At 61.9% G+C, this 15,339-nt stretch carries 15 protein-coding genes; 8 read left to right on the top strand and 7 right to left on the bottom strand.

The window, feature by feature from the left end:
- From OP495_RS14650 to OP495_RS14640, 3 genes are all read left to right on the top strand, one after another.
- Positions 1-1,854, top strand: a 1,854-nt coding sequence (locus OP495_RS14650; protein WP_280570324.1) for an FAD-linked oxidase C-terminal domain-containing protein, incomplete at its 5' end; no start/stop codon positions are given.
- A 10-nt stretch (positions 1,855-1,864) separates the two neighbouring features.
- Complete coding sequence (locus OP495_RS14645; protein ID WP_280570321.1) at positions 1,865-2,065, top strand: DUF2905 domain-containing protein; 201 nt, start codon at positions 1,865-1,867, stop codon at positions 2,063-2,065.
- Positions 2,066-2,218: 153 nt separating this feature from the next.
- Positions 2,219-4,018: a sodium:proton antiporter gene (locus OP495_RS14640; protein WP_280564004.1), complete on the top strand. Its 1,800-nt coding sequence runs from the start codon at positions 2,219-2,221 to the stop codon at positions 4,016-4,018.
- Positions 4,019-4,108: 90 nt separating this feature from the next.
- Here the strand turns inward: OP495_RS14640 and trpC are convergent, their stop codons facing one another.
- Genes trpC through OP495_RS14625 form a run of 3 tightly spaced genes read right to left on the bottom strand, consistent with a single transcriptional unit; the run spans position 4,109 to position 6,553 of the window.
- Complete coding sequence (trpC, locus tag OP495_RS14635) at positions 4,109-4,921, bottom strand: indole-3-glycerol phosphate synthase TrpC (protein ID WP_280570319.1); 813 nt, start codon at positions 4,919-4,921, stop codon at positions 4,109-4,111.
- Positions 4,921-5,952: an anthranilate phosphoribosyltransferase gene (gene trpD, locus OP495_RS14630; protein WP_280564002.1), complete on the bottom strand. Its 1,032-nt coding sequence runs from the start codon at positions 5,950-5,952 to the stop codon at positions 4,921-4,923. Before trpD ends, trpC begins: the two co-directional genes overlap by 1 nt.
- 13 nt (positions 5,953-5,965) lie before the next feature.
- Complete coding sequence (locus OP495_RS14625) at positions 5,966-6,553, bottom strand: aminodeoxychorismate/anthranilate synthase component II (RefSeq protein ID WP_280564001.1); 588 nt, start codon at positions 6,551-6,553, stop codon at positions 5,966-5,968.
- A gap of 485 nt (positions 6,554-7,038) precedes the next feature.
- Between OP495_RS14625 and OP495_RS14620 the strand changes: the two genes are divergently transcribed.
- Together OP495_RS14620 and OP495_RS14615 are read left to right on the top strand one after the other, a co-directional pair.
- On the top strand, positions 7,039-7,491 hold the full coding sequence (locus OP495_RS14620; RefSeq protein WP_280564000.1) for a DUF2501 domain-containing protein: 453 nt from the start codon (positions 7,039-7,041) through the stop codon (positions 7,489-7,491).
- 161 nt (positions 7,492-7,652) lie between these two features.
- Positions 7,653-7,796, top strand: coding sequence for a hypothetical protein (locus OP495_RS14615; RefSeq protein WP_280563999.1), 144 nt, complete (start codon positions 7,653-7,655; stop codon positions 7,794-7,796).
- Between the two features lie 67 nt (positions 7,797-7,863).
- On the opposite strand, the gene trpE is transcribed toward OP495_RS14615, so the two are convergent.
- On the bottom strand, positions 7,864-9,351 hold the full coding sequence (gene trpE / locus OP495_RS14610; RefSeq protein ID WP_280564028.1) for an anthranilate synthase component I: 1,488 nt from the start codon (positions 9,349-9,351) through the stop codon (positions 7,864-7,866).
- Between the two features lie 227 nt (positions 9,352-9,578).
- Entirely contained in the window at positions 9,579-10,250 is a 672-nt protein-coding gene (locus OP495_RS14605; RefSeq protein ID WP_280570316.1) for a phosphoglycolate phosphatase, read from the bottom strand.
- A 264-nt stretch (positions 10,251-10,514) separates the two neighbouring features.
- Between OP495_RS14605 and OP495_RS14600 the strand changes: the two genes are divergently transcribed.
- Together OP495_RS14600 and OP495_RS14595 are read left to right on the top strand one after the other, a co-directional pair.
- Positions 10,515-11,813: an NAD(P)/FAD-dependent oxidoreductase gene (locus OP495_RS14600; RefSeq protein WP_280563997.1), complete on the top strand. Its 1,299-nt coding sequence runs from the start codon at positions 10,515-10,517 to the stop codon at positions 11,811-11,813.
- A 55-nt stretch (positions 11,814-11,868) separates the two neighbouring features.
- The gene (locus OP495_RS14595; RefSeq protein WP_280570313.1) at positions 11,869-13,518 is read left to right on the top strand and encodes a dihydroxyacetone kinase subunit DhaK; all 1,650 of its coding nucleotides are present in this window, start codon (positions 11,869-11,871) and stop codon (positions 13,516-13,518) included.
- Between the two features lie 33 nt (positions 13,519-13,551).
- Here OP495_RS14595 and OP495_RS14590 read toward each other — a convergent pair whose 3' ends face one another.
- Together OP495_RS14590 and rpe are read right to left on the bottom strand one after the other, a co-directional pair.
- On the bottom strand, positions 13,552-13,851 hold the full coding sequence (locus OP495_RS14590; RefSeq protein WP_280570311.1) for a GIY-YIG nuclease family protein: 300 nt from the start codon (positions 13,849-13,851) through the stop codon (positions 13,552-13,554).
- A gap of 12 nt (positions 13,852-13,863) precedes the next feature.
- Complete coding sequence (gene rpe, locus OP495_RS14585) at positions 13,864-14,550, bottom strand: ribulose-phosphate 3-epimerase (protein ID WP_280570309.1); 687 nt, start codon at positions 14,548-14,550, stop codon at positions 13,864-13,866.
- Positions 14,551-14,814: 264 nt separating this feature from the next.
- Between rpe and OP495_RS14580 the strand changes: the two genes are divergently transcribed.
- Positions 14,815-15,339: MFS transporter (locus tag OP495_RS14580; protein ID WP_348521318.1), on the top strand; the 525-nt coding region annotated here is incomplete at its 3' end.

Genomic DNA, 15,339 nt, shown 5'->3' with positions numbered 1-15,339 from the left:
CTGACCCAGCGCTATCACGGCCTGCTGTGGGGCGAGCACGGCAAGGGCGTGCGTTCGGAATACGCGCCCCAGTTCTTCGGTGAGCTGTATCCCAGCCTGCAGCGCCTCAAGGCAGCGTTCGACCCACACAATCAGCTCAATCCGGGCAAGATCGCAACGCCGCTCTTTATCCGGCCCGAAGATGCCGGTAACGCTATCCGGCCCGAAGACGCCGGTACAGCTATCCCTCCCGACGACAGCGACCCCATCGTGGCCGATGACAATGCGTCGGAAGCGGGACGTAGCGAAGGTCATTTGCCAGGGAAGGCAAATGTAGCGCCCACGGAAGGGTCCACAGCGCCTTCGCAAGGGGCCGCTTCCGATGAAGCCGTTGCTCCCGAGGCAGAGCCGGTCAAGTGGGTCGATCCCGGCCTGCTGACCATCGACGGCGTGCCGACTCGAGGGCAAAGCGACCGCCAGATCGACGAGCGGGTCTGGCAGCACTATGCCAGTGCAGTCTATTGCAACGGCAACGGCGCCTGCTACAACTACGATCCCGATGACGCCATGTGCCCCTCGTGGAAGGCTACCCGCGAACGCGTGCACTCACCCAAGGGGCGCGCCAGTTTGATGCGCGAATGGCTGCGCTTGCAGGATCAGGCCGGCATCGATGTCATCGAGGAATCACGCCAGAAGCAAGCCGAAGGCCTCTGGGGCGCCACCAAGGCCTTCCCGCGTCGCCTGCGCAATACTCTTCGCAAGCGACGCGGGAAAGAAGATATCTCCCATGAGGTGTATGACGCCATGGCCGGTTGCCTGGCGTGCAAGTCCTGCGCCGGCCAGTGCCCGATCAAGGTCAATGTCCCCGAATTTCGCTCGCAGTTCCTCGAGCTCTATCACAATCGCTACCTGCGTCCGCCACGCGACTATCTGATCGGCTCGCTGGAATTCTTCGTACCCTATCTCAAGCCGGTGGCACCTGCGTATAACGCGCTGCTGAACACACGCCTGGCAGAGCGCCTGCTCGCCGGGCCGCTGGGCATGGTCGATACCCCACGTCTGTCTCGAGCGAGTCTCGCCAAGCAACTCAAGGCCTGGGGCATCGCCGAGGCCACGCCCACCGCGCTGGGCCTGTTGACCGAACGCCAGAAGGCGCGCAGCGTAGTCATCGTTCAGGATGCATTCACCAGCCACTTCGAGGCCAAGCTGGTGATGGATATCGTCGAGCTGCTCTCACGGCTGGATATTCGCGTTTTCGTGGCGCCCTTTCGCGCCAACGGCAAGCCGCTTCACGTGCAAGGCTTCCTGGGCGCGTTCGAAAAGACCGCCACGGCCCAGGCGAGACGGCTCAAGACGCTCGCCGACTTCGGCGTACCATTGGTGGGCATCGACCCGGCCATGACGCTCGCCTACCGTCAGGAATACGTCAAGGCGCTGGGGCCCGAGGCCGTGCCCGACGTACTGCTGCTGCAGGAGTGGCTGCTGTCCCTGGGGCGTACTCTGCCGCCCACGAGCCTGCCGACGATCGAGGATCCTGGCTACAAGTTGCTGACGCACTGCACCGAAAAGACCAACGCGCCGGGCGCTACCCAGGCCTGGCAACAAGTGTTCGCGACGTTCGGACTGAATCTGGAAAGCGTCGCTACCGGGTGTTGCGGCATGTCCGGCACCTACGGACACGAAGCCCGTAACCGCGCAACCTCCGAGGCGATCTACGATCTCTCGTGGCGAGCGCCGGTCGAGGACGATGCCAATGCCGGGCGCCTGCTGGCCACCGGCTACTCATGCCGCAGCCAGGCCAAGCGTCTCTCCGATGCCGACCTGCCGCATCCATTACAGGGCTTGCTGACGGCACTCAAACGCACCCGATCTTGAGGCGTCGACGATGTCCCGATCGCTTATTTTCATCGGCCTGGCCATCGTGGTCATCGGCTTGCTGTGGCCCTGGCTTTCCAAGCTGCCGCTCGGGCATCTACCCGGCGATATCGCCATCAAACGCGAGGGCTTTGCGTTCTATTTTCCGATCACCACCATGATTCTGGTCAGCGTGGTCGTATCGGCCCTGTTGTGGCTATTCAATCGCTGAACCCACGTACACCAATACGGTGCAACGAGATACGCCATAACGGGGCATCCAGTCGCGATGTCGACACATTCATCATTAACGCTTGCCGTGCATTGCAACTAGCGTGAGGCGACGCTAGGCTTCGCGCTTTCGTACACTCCAAGGAGCGCGACCATGGAGCACGCTGCCGTCGACCTGACCTTGATCGGCCTGCTCGCGCTGATCTGCCAATGGCTGGCCTGGCGTCTCAAATTGCCGGCGATCCTGCCGCTTTTGATCGTAGGCATCATCATGGGCCCCATGACCGGTCTGCTCCAGCCCGACGCGCTGCTCGGCGACCTGCTATTTCCGCTCGTCTCACTGGCAGTGGCGGTAATCCTGTTCGAAGGCAGCCTGACGCTCGACTTCGGCGACCTGCGCGGCCATGGCCACATCGTGCGCCGGCTGGTCACCTGGGGCGCACTGGTCACCGGCATCATCGGCATCGTCGCGGCCCGCTATACGCTGGGACTGTCGTGGGAAATGGCCAGCGTCCTGGGGGCCGTGCTGGTCGTGACGGGGCCGACAGTGGTGTTGCCCATGTTGCAGACGCTGCGCGCCCGCGAGCACCTTTCGCAGATCCTGCGCTGGGAAGGCATACTGATCGACCCGGTAGGGGCCATCGGCGCGGTGCTGGTGTACGAATTCGTCGCCTTGGGCGCATCCAACGGGGCCGCCACTTATACCCTTGTATTATTCGCCAAGACGGCACTGATCGGTTTCGGTCTCGGCGGCCTGGGAGGCTATCTGTGGGGCCGCGTACTGCGCCACCACTGGTTACCGCAGCGCCTGCACAGCTTCGGCACGCTGATGGCCATGCTGTCGCTGTTCACGCTTTCCAACATGCTCTTTCACGAATCGGGGCTGTTGACCGTGACGGTGATGGGCGTATGGCTGGCCAATATGCGCGGCGTGCCCACGCAGCAGATCATCGAGTTCAAGGAAACGCTCTCGTTGCTGTTGATCTCGGGGCTTTTCATCCTGCTCGCCGCACGCTTGACCGTCGATCAGTTGGCGCAGCTTTCTTGGCCCGCCTGGGCGTTCCTGCTCATCCTGGTGGGCGTGGCCCGCCCTCTGGCGGTATGGGTCTGCACCCTAGGCACTCGCCTCAATTGGCGAGAAAAAGCGCTGCTGGCATGGCTCTCACCGCGTGGCATCGTCGCCGCCGCCGTGGCCTCGCTGTTCGCCCTCAAGCTCGAGAACCTGAACATGCCGGGCGCAGAAATGCTGGTGCCGGTGACCTTTCTGGTCATCATCAGCACCGTCGTGGTGCAAAGCCTCCTATCACGCCCCATTGCACTGGCACTGAAGGTCAGCGAGCCACCGCCCACCGGCTTTTTGATCATCGGTGCCAATCCGGTGGCTCGCACCATCGCCAAGGCGTTGGAAGAGTCAGGTTTCACCGTACGCCTGACCGACAATAGCTGGGACGCCGTGCAGGAAGCGCGCATGGCCGGCTTGCCCGTCTACTACGGCAACCCGCTCTCCGAGCATGCCACGCAGCATCTCGAACTGACCGGTATCGGCCACCTGCTGCCACTGTCGCCCTACCGCGAACTCAACAACCTGGCGATCCTGCATTTCGAGCATGTGCTGGGGCACGGCAAGGTCTTCCGTCTCGCGGCAGGCACCAGCAAGCACGCCCATCGCCATCAGGAACAGGCGCTGGATCACCTCCCCATGGTCTTCGGCGAAGACGTGACCTATGCCCAGCTCTCGAGCGTCATCTACCGTGGCGGTGAGATCCGCAAGGCCAAGCTGAGCGCCCATTTCAGCATCGACAATTATCGCCAGGTGCACCAGAATCGCTTGTTGATCCTATTCTGCATCGGCCCCAACGGCCGCATTCGGATCGCCAACGACAGGACGCCGCTCACCCCTCGTGCCGGGGATACCCTGATCAGTCTGGTCTACCCCGACTCGCCCGAATTCTGAGTGCCCCGCAACACCATCAAAGTCGCAACGCCATCGGGCCGCACGTGGCGGCCCGATGGCAGACAGAGTCAGAAGCTGACGAATGAGCGTCTAGAAGAACAAGCGGCGCAAAGCACTACCGGGATCCATCTCGCGCATGAAGGCTTCGCCGACCAGGAAGGCATTCACGTCATGCTCGCGCATGTGCTCGACATCGTCGCGCGTGTGAATGCCCGACTCGGTGACGACGGTGACATGCGGCGGAATTCGCGGCAGCAGCTCAAAGGTCGTCGCAAGCGATGTCTCGAAGGTGCGCAAATCCCGATTGTTGATCCCTACCAGCGTCAAATCCAGCGCCAGGGCACGCTCAAGTTCATGGACATCATGGACCTCTACCAGCACGTCCATCCCCAGTTCATGGGCTTGTTGGTGCAATGCTTGCAGGCGAGCGTCGTCGAGCGCCGCGACGATCAGCAGGATGCAGTCCGCACCGATGGCCCGCGCCTCGCTGACCTGATAAGAGTCGACGATGAAGTCCTTGCGGATCACCGGCAATGCGCAGGCCTCGCGCGCCGCCTGCAAGTCACGCTCATGGCCCTGAAAGAAGTCGGCATCGGTCAATACCGAGAGACAACTGGCCCCGGCCTCGGCGTAAGCCTTGGCGACCTGATCCGGCTGGAAGTCCTCGCGGATTACTCCTCTGGAGGGTGAAGCCTTCTTGACCTCGGCAATCACCGCCGGGTCACCCGCCGCAATGCAATGCTCGAGCGCGGCGACGAAGCCACGCGGGGCGGCCTGTTGGCGTGCCTGTTCAAGAAGCTCTGCCTCGCTGACGCGCGTGCGACGCTCCCGAATCTCGTCGTCCTTGCGTGCCAGAATCCTGGCCAGAATCGTCGGCAGGCCGGTATCTTGTTCGTGGCTCATCAGCGATCGTCCTTATGGGCCAGAATGCGCGTGAAATCCGCGAGTTCTTTCATCTTTTCCAACGGCAGCTTGGACCCTTGGGCATCCTGCGCCAGGAGCACGCCCTCTTTCAACGTGTCCGCCACCCCGGCAGCATAAAGCGCCGCCCCCGCATTCAGCGCCACGATATCCGCCGCCGGACCTTCGCCCACCAGCGCGGCCCGGACCAGCTTGAGACTATCTTCGGCGGTCACCACTTTCAGCGGCGCCAGCGACTGGCGTTCGATGCCGAAATCCTCCGGCGCGATGGTGTATTCGCGAATCTCGCCATCCTGCAACTCGGCCACGTGCGTCGGCGCGGCCAAGGAAATCTCGTCCAGACCGTCCTCGGCATTGACGACCAGCACATGGTCGCTGCCAAGCCGCTTCAAGGCTTCCGCCATGATCGTCAGTAACGCAGGATCGTAGACGCCCAATAGCTGATTCGGCGTATTGGCGGGATTGGTCAGCGGCCCGAGGATATTGAACACGGTGCGCACGCCCATCTCGCGACGCGGGCCGATGGCATGGCGCATCGCCTGGTGATGCATGGGCGCGAACATGAAACCGACCCCGACTTCCTGGATGCAGCGCGCCACCTCGTTGGAGGGCAAGTCCAGCGAAATACCTGCCACATCGAACAAGTCGGCGCTTCCGGAAGACGACGACACGCTACGATTGCCGTGCTTGGCGACACGCCCGCCCGCTGCGGCGACCACGAAGCTGGAGGCGGTCGAGACGTTGAACAGGTTGGCGCCATCGCCCCCCGTGCCGACGATATCCACCAGGTGGGTGCGGTCGATCTCCACCGGCAGCATCAATTCACGCATCACCTGCGCGGCGGCCGTGATCTCGTCGGCCGTCTCGCCCTTCATCGAAAGGCCGATCAGAAAACCGCCAATCTGGGCGTCGCTGGCCTCACCGGTCATGATCGCTTTCATCACCGTGTGGGTGTCGTCGAAACTCAGGTGGCGATGACGCATCACCGCGCCGATGGCTTCTCGCATCTGCATCTTTCGCTCCTCGTTACGCGCGGCGTTTCAGGAAGTTGGCCAGAAGCTCGTGGCCCTGACGGGTCATGATCGATTCGGGATGGAACTGCACGCCCTCGATATCCAGCGTCTTGTGGCGCATGCCCATGATCAGGCCAGGCGTGACGTCATCGGCCACGACGCGCGCCGAGATCTCGAGGCACTCCGGCAGTCCCTGCTCGGCCACCACCAGCGAGTGATAGCGCGTCACCTCGAGCGGATTGATCAAGCCATCGAACACGCCACGGCCATCGTGCTCGACCCGCGAGGTCTTGCCGTGCATGACCTGCGGTGCCCGCACCACCTCGCCGCCAAAGACTTGGCCAATGGCCTGATGTCCCAGACAGATGCCGAGAATCGGCAGCTTGCCTGCGAAATGGCGCACGGCCTCGAGCGAAATGCCCGCCTCATTGGGGGTGCACGGTCCCGGCGAGATCACCAGATGACTCGGCGCCAGGCGCTCGATCTCCTCGAGAGTGATAGCGTCGTTGCGGTAGGTGACGACCTCTGCCCCCAGCTCCGCCAGATACTGCACGACGTTGTAGGTAAAGCTGTCGTAATTATCGATCATCAGCACGGACATGGCGATAAAATCCTAATTTCTATGGAATTCATTCTTTGTGGGTCAGATCGTTACCCAGAATATTATCCAGGGCGGCTCATAAGGATATGCCAGCCGTGCAGGGAACAGTAGACACAAAAATGCCGCCCTGACGGCGGCATTTTATTCAGTCGCAAGCGTGCCGCCCCTCGCTCAGGAGCACCACCACTTCATGGGACCGAATGTCGGATCTAGTATATTCATGGTTCAATAATGCTCGCGCGCCACGGGCCATGTCAAGCGCGCGCAGCCGTCCTTGGCGTCTGGAAATGCCAGATCGAAGCCACGTCCTACCCACCACATGAACCTCTAACTGTCACGTATGCTTACCGATAGCGCGGAGATGACCGTGCGCGAATGATCTTCCAGCAGGAACATCGCTATAGACCGCTGGTCACAAGGATGCCTCCTACGTGCTACATATGTAGGAGACCGCTCTTTATCTTTACTGACATGGATACGATTGCATGGATACACGTTTTAAAAGCTTCGCTCTCGCCGGCTTTCTCGGCCTCATATCTATTGGGCAGGCACAGGCTTTTTCTCTCGACAGCATGAAAGATGAAGCAACGGACATGATGTCCGGCAGTGGCGGTGGAGGCAATGGAAGCACCAGCCTGTTAAGCACGCTATCCAGCGGTTCCTTCAATCCCGGGAGCCTTACCAATCTCACGGGCGTGATCAGCTATTGCCAAGATAACGGCTACCTCGGCAGTACCGCCGATATCGCGAAGGACCAAGTCATGGATAAGCTGGGCGTAAATTCTGAACCCACCAATGACGATGATTACCAACAAGGCCTGAGCGGCATCCTTCAAGGCGACGATCAAAAATTCAACCTGGCGTCTCTGGGCGACAAGGTCGGCGAGAAAGCCTGTGGGATGGTGAGCGACCAGGCCATGTCACTGGTGGGAGGCTAACGCCTCAAACGGCCTCCCTGTTGGAGCCACTGCGCACAAGGTGTGCCGTGCCGAGCATTGACGGCACGGCCACGACTGGCACTTGATCTCGCCACCGAAAGACGCCATGTCTATACTTAGAGACATGGCTTAGAGACATTCCTCATTCGCAGGGGGCAACGATGAAACGCATGATAGGCGCCGCCATTGCCAACTGGCTCCGGAAGCCCGAGAACCGCGAGAAGGCAAAGCGAACGGCCAAGCAAATGGCCGACAAGTATCAGGACTACCGCAAGAAGTCGTCCAACAACTCGTCTTCTCGCTGAACGTGTCCTACACGGCGCTACGTCATCACGCAGCGCTGTCTTCGTCCTTATTCAACATTCAACCACCTCAACCGAGATTGTCGAGACCACGCTCGGCCATCGACACCGCGCGGAAAAGCGCGCGGCCCTTGTTGAGGGTTTCCTGCCACTCTTGCTCAGGCACCGAGTCGGCGACGATTCCCGCGCCGGCCTGCACGTGTAGTTGACCATCCTTGATGACCGCCGTGCGAATGGCGATGGCGGTATCCATGTTGCCGTGCCAGGAAAGATAGCCGACCGCGCCGCCGTATACCCCGCGCTTGACCGGCTCCAGCTCGTCGAGAATCTGCAAGGCGCGGAATTTTGGAGCCCCGGAAAGCGTGCCCGCCGGGAAGGTGGCGCGCAGCACGTCGAGTGCCGACATACCGGGCTTCAGCTTGCCGGTCACGTGGGAGACGATATGCATGACGTGCGAGTAGCGCTCGATGGCCATGTTGTCGGTGACCTCGATCGAGCCGGTTTCGCTGATGCGTCCTACGTCGTTGCGGCCCAGGTCGATCAGCATCAAATGCTCGGCGATCTCCTTGGGATCGGCAAGCAGCTCGGCCTCCAGCGCCTTGTCTTCCGCCTCGCTTTGCCCCCGCACCCGCGTGCCGGCGATGGGACGCACCGTGACTTCGCCATCTTCCAGACGCGTGAGGATTTCCGGCGACGACCCGACCACGTGATGATCGTCGAGGTTGAAGAAGAACATGTAGGGCGACGGATTGAGACTGCGTAGCGCGCGATACAGATCCAGCGGCGCCGCGCGATACGGGATCGTCATGCGTTGCGAGGGCACGCATTGCATGACATCGCCGGCCAGCACGTATTCCTTGATCTGCTCGACCGCATCCTTGAAGCCCGCCTCGGTAAACCCTGAGGTAAAGTGCCCCTCCTCTACCGCGGGTCCACCAGTGCCGGGATTGACAGTGTTGAGCGTGGCACTGCGCCGCTTCATTTCCAGCGCCTCGAGACGCTCCAGGGCCTGCGGATAGGCGTCCGTCGCATCGGGATCGGCGTGCGTCCACAACGTCAGACGTCCGGAAAGGTTATCGAAAACCACCAGTTCATCGCAGACCATCAGCAGGATATCCGGCACCCCGATGGGATCGGGCTTTTCCACGCCGCGCAGGCGCGGTTCGATATAGCGAATGGTATCGTGGCCGAAGTAACCCACCAGGCCGCCATCGAAACGCGGCTGATCGTCGACCTGCGGCACCTTGAAGCGCGCCTGGAACTGCTCGATCCACGCCAGCGGATCATCGACTTCGGTCACACCGAGCACTTCGCCGTCGGCGATATGACGTACCATCTGGCCGCGCACTTCGATGCGTTCGCGACTCGGCAAGCCGATGATCGAATAACGCCCCCATTTCTCGCCGCCCTGCACGGACTCGAGCAGGAAGGTCCAGGGCGCATCGGCCAACTTGAGATAGGTAGAGAGCGGCGTGTCGAGATCCGCGAGCACCTCGCGGGTCACGGGGATACGGTTATAGCCGGCCTGGGCCAGCTCGGTGAAGCGTTCGGGGGTCATCATGCCCTGCATTCCTTTGGTGAGAGTCTACGTCGTGACGAATTCGCACTTCCGCATGAGGCCGACACTCGGACGCGTCGGCGAGCATCACCATCGCCAGCGTTTGACTGTGCGCATCAACGCATGAGCTCTACGAAATGAGGTAGCATCCAGATCCATGAAACGCTATCCGTTATAGCAGACGATTATCAAAGGCTTAGCGTAATAGACGCCAGCATCGGAAAACACTAGACGAGTTCCCCCAGCGATTCAACCATGACGTCCGGCTGGCTCGCGGCCACCGGCTCGCCGTGATTATACCCATATGGCACCGCCAATGTACGAAAACCCGCCCGCCGACCGGCTTCCACGTCGTGGCGTGAATCCCCCACCATCAGGCAGGCACTCGGCGCGATCTCGAGCCGGTCCGCCAGATGCAACAGCGGCGCCGGGTCGGGTTTCCTGGTCGACAATGCATCGCCGCCCAGGGTCAACGCAAAGTAATATTCAAGGTCCAGGCATTTTAGAATCGGGGCAATGAACGCCGTCGGCTTGTTAGTGATCAGCCCCAGTGCCACACCGCGTGCGGCAAGCGCTTCGAGTGCCTCGCGAACACCGGGATAGACGTGCGTCAATCGGCATGGCGCCTGCCGATAGTGCCGTAAGAAGATCTCATGCGCGGCCTCGAGCTCCATGTCTTGCGCGTCGACGGCATACAGCGCTCGCTCGACGAGCTTGCGAGAGCCGTTACCAACCCAGCCTCTCACCGACGCCTCACCGACTTCCGGTAATCCCTGCTCGCGGAGCGCGCCGTCGACCGCTGCCGCCAGATCCGGCACGGAGTCGATCAGCGTCCCGTCGAGATCGAAGACCACGAGCCGAATGCCCTCGAGGGCGGGATGTATCTCGCTGGACGGCATGATTGTCTCCTTGAACCAGAAAGCGTCTATCATTATGCATGTAATATTACGCAAAAACTTGGCGTCGCATGTGACCCACGGTGTTCTTGGTACGCGAACAGCGTTATTCTATACGTAGACGTCGCCGACACCAGGCGCCAGCGCCCACTCGTCACGACGCACAGCTCACCATCGTGCGTTTCGTGCCCTTGCCGTTCCGCTGCGATGCCCGACCCTGGCGACCCACGTTTCAAACCTTTTCAATGTTTTTCTCCAGGAGTCAGTATGTCCACACCCCGCATCGTGGTGGTCGGTGGCGGCGCCGGCGGCCTCGAACTGGTGACCCGTCTGGGACGCAAGCTCGGCAAGCGCCAACGCGCCGAGATCGTGCTCGTCGACCGTAACTCAACCCATATCTGGAAACCCCTGCTACACGAAGTAGCCACGGGCGCGCTCGACTCCAGCCTCGACGAAGTTTCCTATCAAGGTCATTCCAAGGCGCATGGTTACCGCTTTCAGCGCGGCACGCTGAGCAACCTCGACCGCGACAACCGCACCATCACGCTAGCGCCGATCATCGACGACGACGGCGTCGTGATCCTCCCCGCCCGCACGATCGACTACGATTATCTGGTCATGGCGCTGGGCAGTGTTTCCAACGACTTCGGCACCCCCGGCGTTGCCAAGCATAGCCACTTCATCGATAGCCCCGGGCAGGCCGAAAACTTCCGCCAGAACATGCTCAACACCTTTCTACGTTACAGCGACCCCGAACGCCGTACCCATCCCAAGTTGAGCGTGGGACTGGTCGGCGCCGGTGCCACCGGGGTCGAGCTCGCCGCAGAGTTGATCGGTGCCTCGAAGATGCTGCACAGCTACGGCTTCACCGCCATGGACAGCGGCAAACTGGAGATCCATCTGATCGAGGCGGCACCACGCATTCTACCGGCGCTCCCCGAACGCATCAGCCAAGCCGTGCACAAGGAACTGGAAAAGCTCGGCGTGCAGATCCACGTCGACACCCGCGTGACCTGCGCCGATGAACACGGTTTCATTACCGCCGACGAAACGCGCATCGCCACCGACCTGAATGTCTGGGCGGCGGGTATTCGCGCACCGGCGTTTCTCTCCGAACTGGGCCTTGCCACCGAGCGCAATCATCAGCTCAAGGTCAACCAGACGCTGCAGAGTCTCGACGACGAACGCATCTTCGCCTTCGGTGATTGCGCCGCCTGCCCCCAGCCCGACGACACGCGCGTACCACCGCGCGCGCAAGCGGCCCACCAGCAAGCTACCCTGCTGTATCGCAACCTGCGCGCGGCCATGGATGACAAGCCTCTCAAACCCTTCGTGTTTCGCGACCGTGGCTCGTTAATCTCGCTGGCCCACTTCGAGGCCGTGGGTAGCCTGATGCGAGGCGCCTCGGCACGCAGCCTGTTCATCGAAGGGCGCCTGGCCAAGCTGTTCTACGCCTCGCTCTATCGCATGCACCAGATGGCCATCCATGGCGTGGTCAAAACCGGCATGACCGTCGTCGTCGACGGTCTCAATCGCTACCTGCGCCCACGCATGAAGTTGCACTGAGCTCGCCAGGCCACCATGATCGAGACACCGCCCAGCTCGATCATGGAGCCCGCTCATGCAACATTTTTTCAATGACGCCTCACGCGTCGTCGACGACGTCCTCTATGCCGCCGGCCACCTCGCCCCCTTGCGTATTGCCGACCCTCAAAGCGGCGTACGCATCCTGATTCGTCGCGACTGGGATCGCGATATGCTCGGCCAGCGACAAGTCGCGGTGCTCTCCGGTGGCGGCGCGGGACACGAGCCCGCACATGCCGGTTTCATCGGCGACGGCATGCTGACCGGGGTGATTTCCGGCAGCCTGTTCGCCTCGCCCAGCATGGACGCCGTGCTCGCCGCCATTCGCGAGGTCTGCGGGCCGGCCGGCTGCCTGCTGGTCGTCAAGAACTATACCGGAGATCGGCTCAACTTCGGGCTGGCCGCCGAGCATGCACGTCGCGAGGGCCTCAAGGTCGCCATGGTCATCGTCGCCGACGATATTTCTCTGCCCGATACACCGCAACCGCGCGGCCTTGCCGGTACGATGCTGATTCACAAGATCGCCGGCTATCACGCGCAGCAGCAAGACGCGCTGGAGAATATTCAAGCGCTCGCTCAACATGCATGCGAGCGCATGGCCTCGATGGGCATGGCACTCACGCCAGCCACCCTGCCAGACCAAGCGCGTCCCGATCGAAGCCCGGAACTGGGGCTCGGCATCCACAACGAGCCGGGCGCTCGGCATATCGTGCCGGATAGCGCACGCGACGCCATGAGCCATGTCGTCACGCCCCTCGCCACCACCCTCGAGGAACGCGGCCACACCGATGGCTGGATGGCCCTGCTCAACAACCTGGGGAGTTGTTCGACGCAAGAGATGGGCGTGCTGTCCGCCAGCCTGATCGATGAAATCGGCTCGGCACGACTGCCCCAGCTCATCGGCCCCGCGCCTTTGATGACCTCGCTGGATATGCACGGCTTCTCGGTAACGCTGATGGCCGTCGACGACACCATGCGCACGGCCTTGCAAGCGCCTACCGATGCGCCCGCCTGGCCCGGCGTCCGGGACGTGCATCAGCCGGACACCTTTACGCCCAACCTCACCGCCCGCAATGGTGCACTGCAAGACGATGCGCCACAGGCGACGCGCCTCACGACGGCACTCACTCAGGTGCTCAGTGTCTTGCGCGATTCACGTGACGATCTCGACGGGCTCGATGCCCGGAGCGGCGATGGCGATGCCGGCAGTAGCTTGGTGGAGGGCGCCGATGCCATCGAGCAGGCGTTGACGGCAGGCCGGCTGGATACCGCACACTCCGAGCGACTCTTCGCAGGCCTGGGACAATGCTTGGCCACCGGCATGGGCGGCTCGAGCGGGGTACTGCTGTCAATCCTGTTTACCGCCACGGCAACCGCGCTCGAACAGCGCAACTTGGTCGACAGCCTGTGGCAAGGGGTCGAGCGCATGCAGACCTATGGCGGCGCCCAGCCCGGCGATCGTACTCTGCTGGACGCCTTGATCCCCGCGCTCCAAGCACTCCAGAACGATGGCACACTCACCGACGCGGCACACAAAGCACGTCAGGGTGCTGCGCATACGGCGACGCTCTCCCGCGCCGGAGCGGGACGTGCCGCCTATGTGCCCGACAGTGCATTGGAAGGTGTCGTCGATCCTGGCGCTGAAGCCGTTGCGCGGGTCTTCGAAACGTTGGCCCGCTGTCTATGACGACGATCTATGACGACGCTCCATGACAGCGATCTATGACGACGACGCCCCATCCCCGCGTGCCGCCAGCCAGGCACGCTTGGCGGTGGGGCTGAGTTTCTTGAGCGCTGCTTCGCGACGCAGCGCCTCGCCATGGCTGCCCACGTATTCCGAATGACGCAAGGTCAACGGCCCCTTGCCGCGCAAGGCACGCGCGCCGCGTTTACCATCGCGATGCTCGCGGACACGACGCGCCACATCGGTGGTCACGCCGGTATACAGCGCTCCCGACGCCGTTTCGACCAGGTAGAGATACCAGGCCTGCGCACATGTAGCGTGTTCGTCATCGCTCACGAGGCAGCAAGCTCAACGCTGGGCCAAGGTATCGCGAAAGGCCTGCATGACACTGTCGTAACGGTGTGGATCCGCCTCGTCGCGGGCCTTGAATATCGCCGACCCGGCGACGAAGGTATCCGCCCCGGCCCGTGCGATCTCGGCGATATTGTCGACCTTGACGCCACCGTCGACTTCCAGACGAATGTCGCGACCGCTGGCATCGATGCGCTGACGCACCTCGCGCAGCTTATCGAGCGTACCGGGAATGAAGGATTGCCCTCCGAAGCCGGGATTGACGCTCATCAACAACACCATGTCGAGCTTGTCCATGACGTAGTCGAGATACGCAAGCGGCGTGGCAGGATTGAAGACCAGGCCAGCCTTGCAGCCACCATCGCGGATCAACTGCAACGAGCGGTCGATGTGTTCACTGGCCTCGGGATGAAAGGTGATGTAGCTCGCGCCTGCCTCGATGAAATTCTCGATCAGGCGATCCACCGGCTTGACCATCAAATGCGCGTCGATGGGCGCGGTAATGCCGTGGTCACGCAGCGCCTTGCACACCATCGGACCGATGGTCAGGTTGGGGACGTAATGATTGTCCATGACATCGAAGTGCACGATATCCGCGCCGGAGGCCAACACATCCTCCGTCTCCTGCCCCAGACGGGCGAAATCGGCAGACAGGATCGAAGGCGCAATCTTGAAGTCGGGCATAAGCAATAATAGTGCTTTCGGCTTGAAATGGGGATTCATTCTAGCGAATGCCGGGCGGAAAAACAGGCACCAGGTCCCGCTCGATCACAACCGTCTTGCCTATTCAGGCGCAGCACTGGGTATCCATTCGGAGCGCCGAATACGCCTATCCAGCGTGGTTGCAGTGACTCCCCCCTCAGGGTAGCGTGAAGACGTTGGCTGGTTCTCCAAATGGCTCGCCGTCGTGCGGGATGCGTCTTGGACCGTTGCGGTCCCGGAGGTTCCATGGTTTCGAATCCACCGCGTGGCGATGACCAGGTACCGTTTCTCTCGCGTGCCGTCAACGTCAGTCGCAGCGAATTGCCGGGCCTGCTAAGCGCCGCGGCCTATTTCTTCTTCCTGCTATGTAGCTACTACATCCTGCGACCGGTGCGCGACGAGATGGGCGTGCGCGGCGGCGTGGAGAACATGCAGTGGCTGTTTACCGCTACGTTTCTAGCCATGCTTCTGGCTGTGCCGGTGTTCGCTACCCTGGCCACGCGCTTCCGTCGTACGCGCCTGATCCCCGCCGTCTACGGCATTTTCATCGCCTGCATTGCACTGTTCTGGCTATGGCTGCGCGTCGACGTGCAGATGGTCTGGGCGGCGCGCGGTTTTTTCGTCTGGCTGTCGGTATTCAACCTGTTCGTCGTATCGGTCTTCTGGAGTTTCCTGACCGATGTGTTTACGAATCGCCAGGCGACGCGCCTGTTCGGTGCCATCGCCGCCGGCGGAAGCGCCGGCGCGATCGGCGGCCCGGCGATCACCGGC

Source organism: Chromohalobacter sp. 296-RDG (assembly GCF_029889885.1).
Taxonomy (GTDB): Bacteria; Pseudomonadota; Gammaproteobacteria; order Pseudomonadales; family Halomonadaceae; genus Chromohalobacter.
This window is presented reverse-complemented; position numbering and strand designations above follow the sequence as displayed.

What these genes read in the sequence shown, in the direction of transcription:
- OP495_RS14645 (WP_280570321.1), top strand. Translation starts at nt 1,865, where the DNA reads ATGTCCCGATCGCTTATTTTCATCGGCCTGGCCATCGTGGTCATCGGC.
- OP495_RS14640 (WP_280564004.1), top strand. Translation starts at nt 2,219, where the DNA reads ATGGAGCACGCTGCCGTCGACCTGACCTTGATCGGCCTGCTCGCGCTG.
- trpC (WP_280570319.1), bottom strand. Translation starts at nt 4,921, where the DNA reads ATGAGCCACGAACAAGATACCGGCCTGCCGACGATTCTGGCCAGGATT.
- trpD (WP_280564002.1), bottom strand. Translation starts at nt 5,952, where the DNA reads ATGCAGATGCGAGAAGCCATCGGCGCGGTGATGCGTCATCGCCACCTG.
- OP495_RS14625 (WP_280564001.1), bottom strand. Translation starts at nt 6,553, where the DNA reads ATGTCCGTGCTGATGATCGATAATTACGACAGCTTTACCTACAACGTC.
- OP495_RS14620 (WP_280564000.1), top strand. Translation starts at nt 7,039, where the DNA reads ATGGATACACGTTTTAAAAGCTTCGCTCTCGCCGGCTTTCTCGGCCTC.
- OP495_RS14615 (WP_280563999.1), top strand. Translation starts at nt 7,653, where the DNA reads ATGAAACGCATGATAGGCGCCGCCATTGCCAACTGGCTCCGGAAGCCC.
- trpE (WP_280564028.1), bottom strand. Translation starts at nt 9,351, where the DNA reads ATGACCCCCGAACGCTTCACCGAGCTGGCCCAGGCCGGCTATAACCGT.
- OP495_RS14605 (WP_280570316.1), bottom strand. Translation starts at nt 10,250, where the DNA reads ATGCCGTCCAGCGAGATACATCCCGCCCTCGAGGGCATTCGGCTCGTG.
- OP495_RS14600 (WP_280563997.1), top strand. Translation starts at nt 10,515, where the DNA reads ATGTCCACACCCCGCATCGTGGTGGTCGGTGGCGGCGCCGGCGGCCTC.
- OP495_RS14595 (WP_280570313.1), top strand. Translation starts at nt 11,869, where the DNA reads ATGCAACATTTTTTCAATGACGCCTCACGCGTCGTCGACGACGTCCTC.
- rpe (WP_280570309.1), bottom strand. Translation starts at nt 14,550, where the DNA reads ATGCCCGACTTCAAGATTGCGCCTTCGATCCTGTCTGCCGATTTCGCC.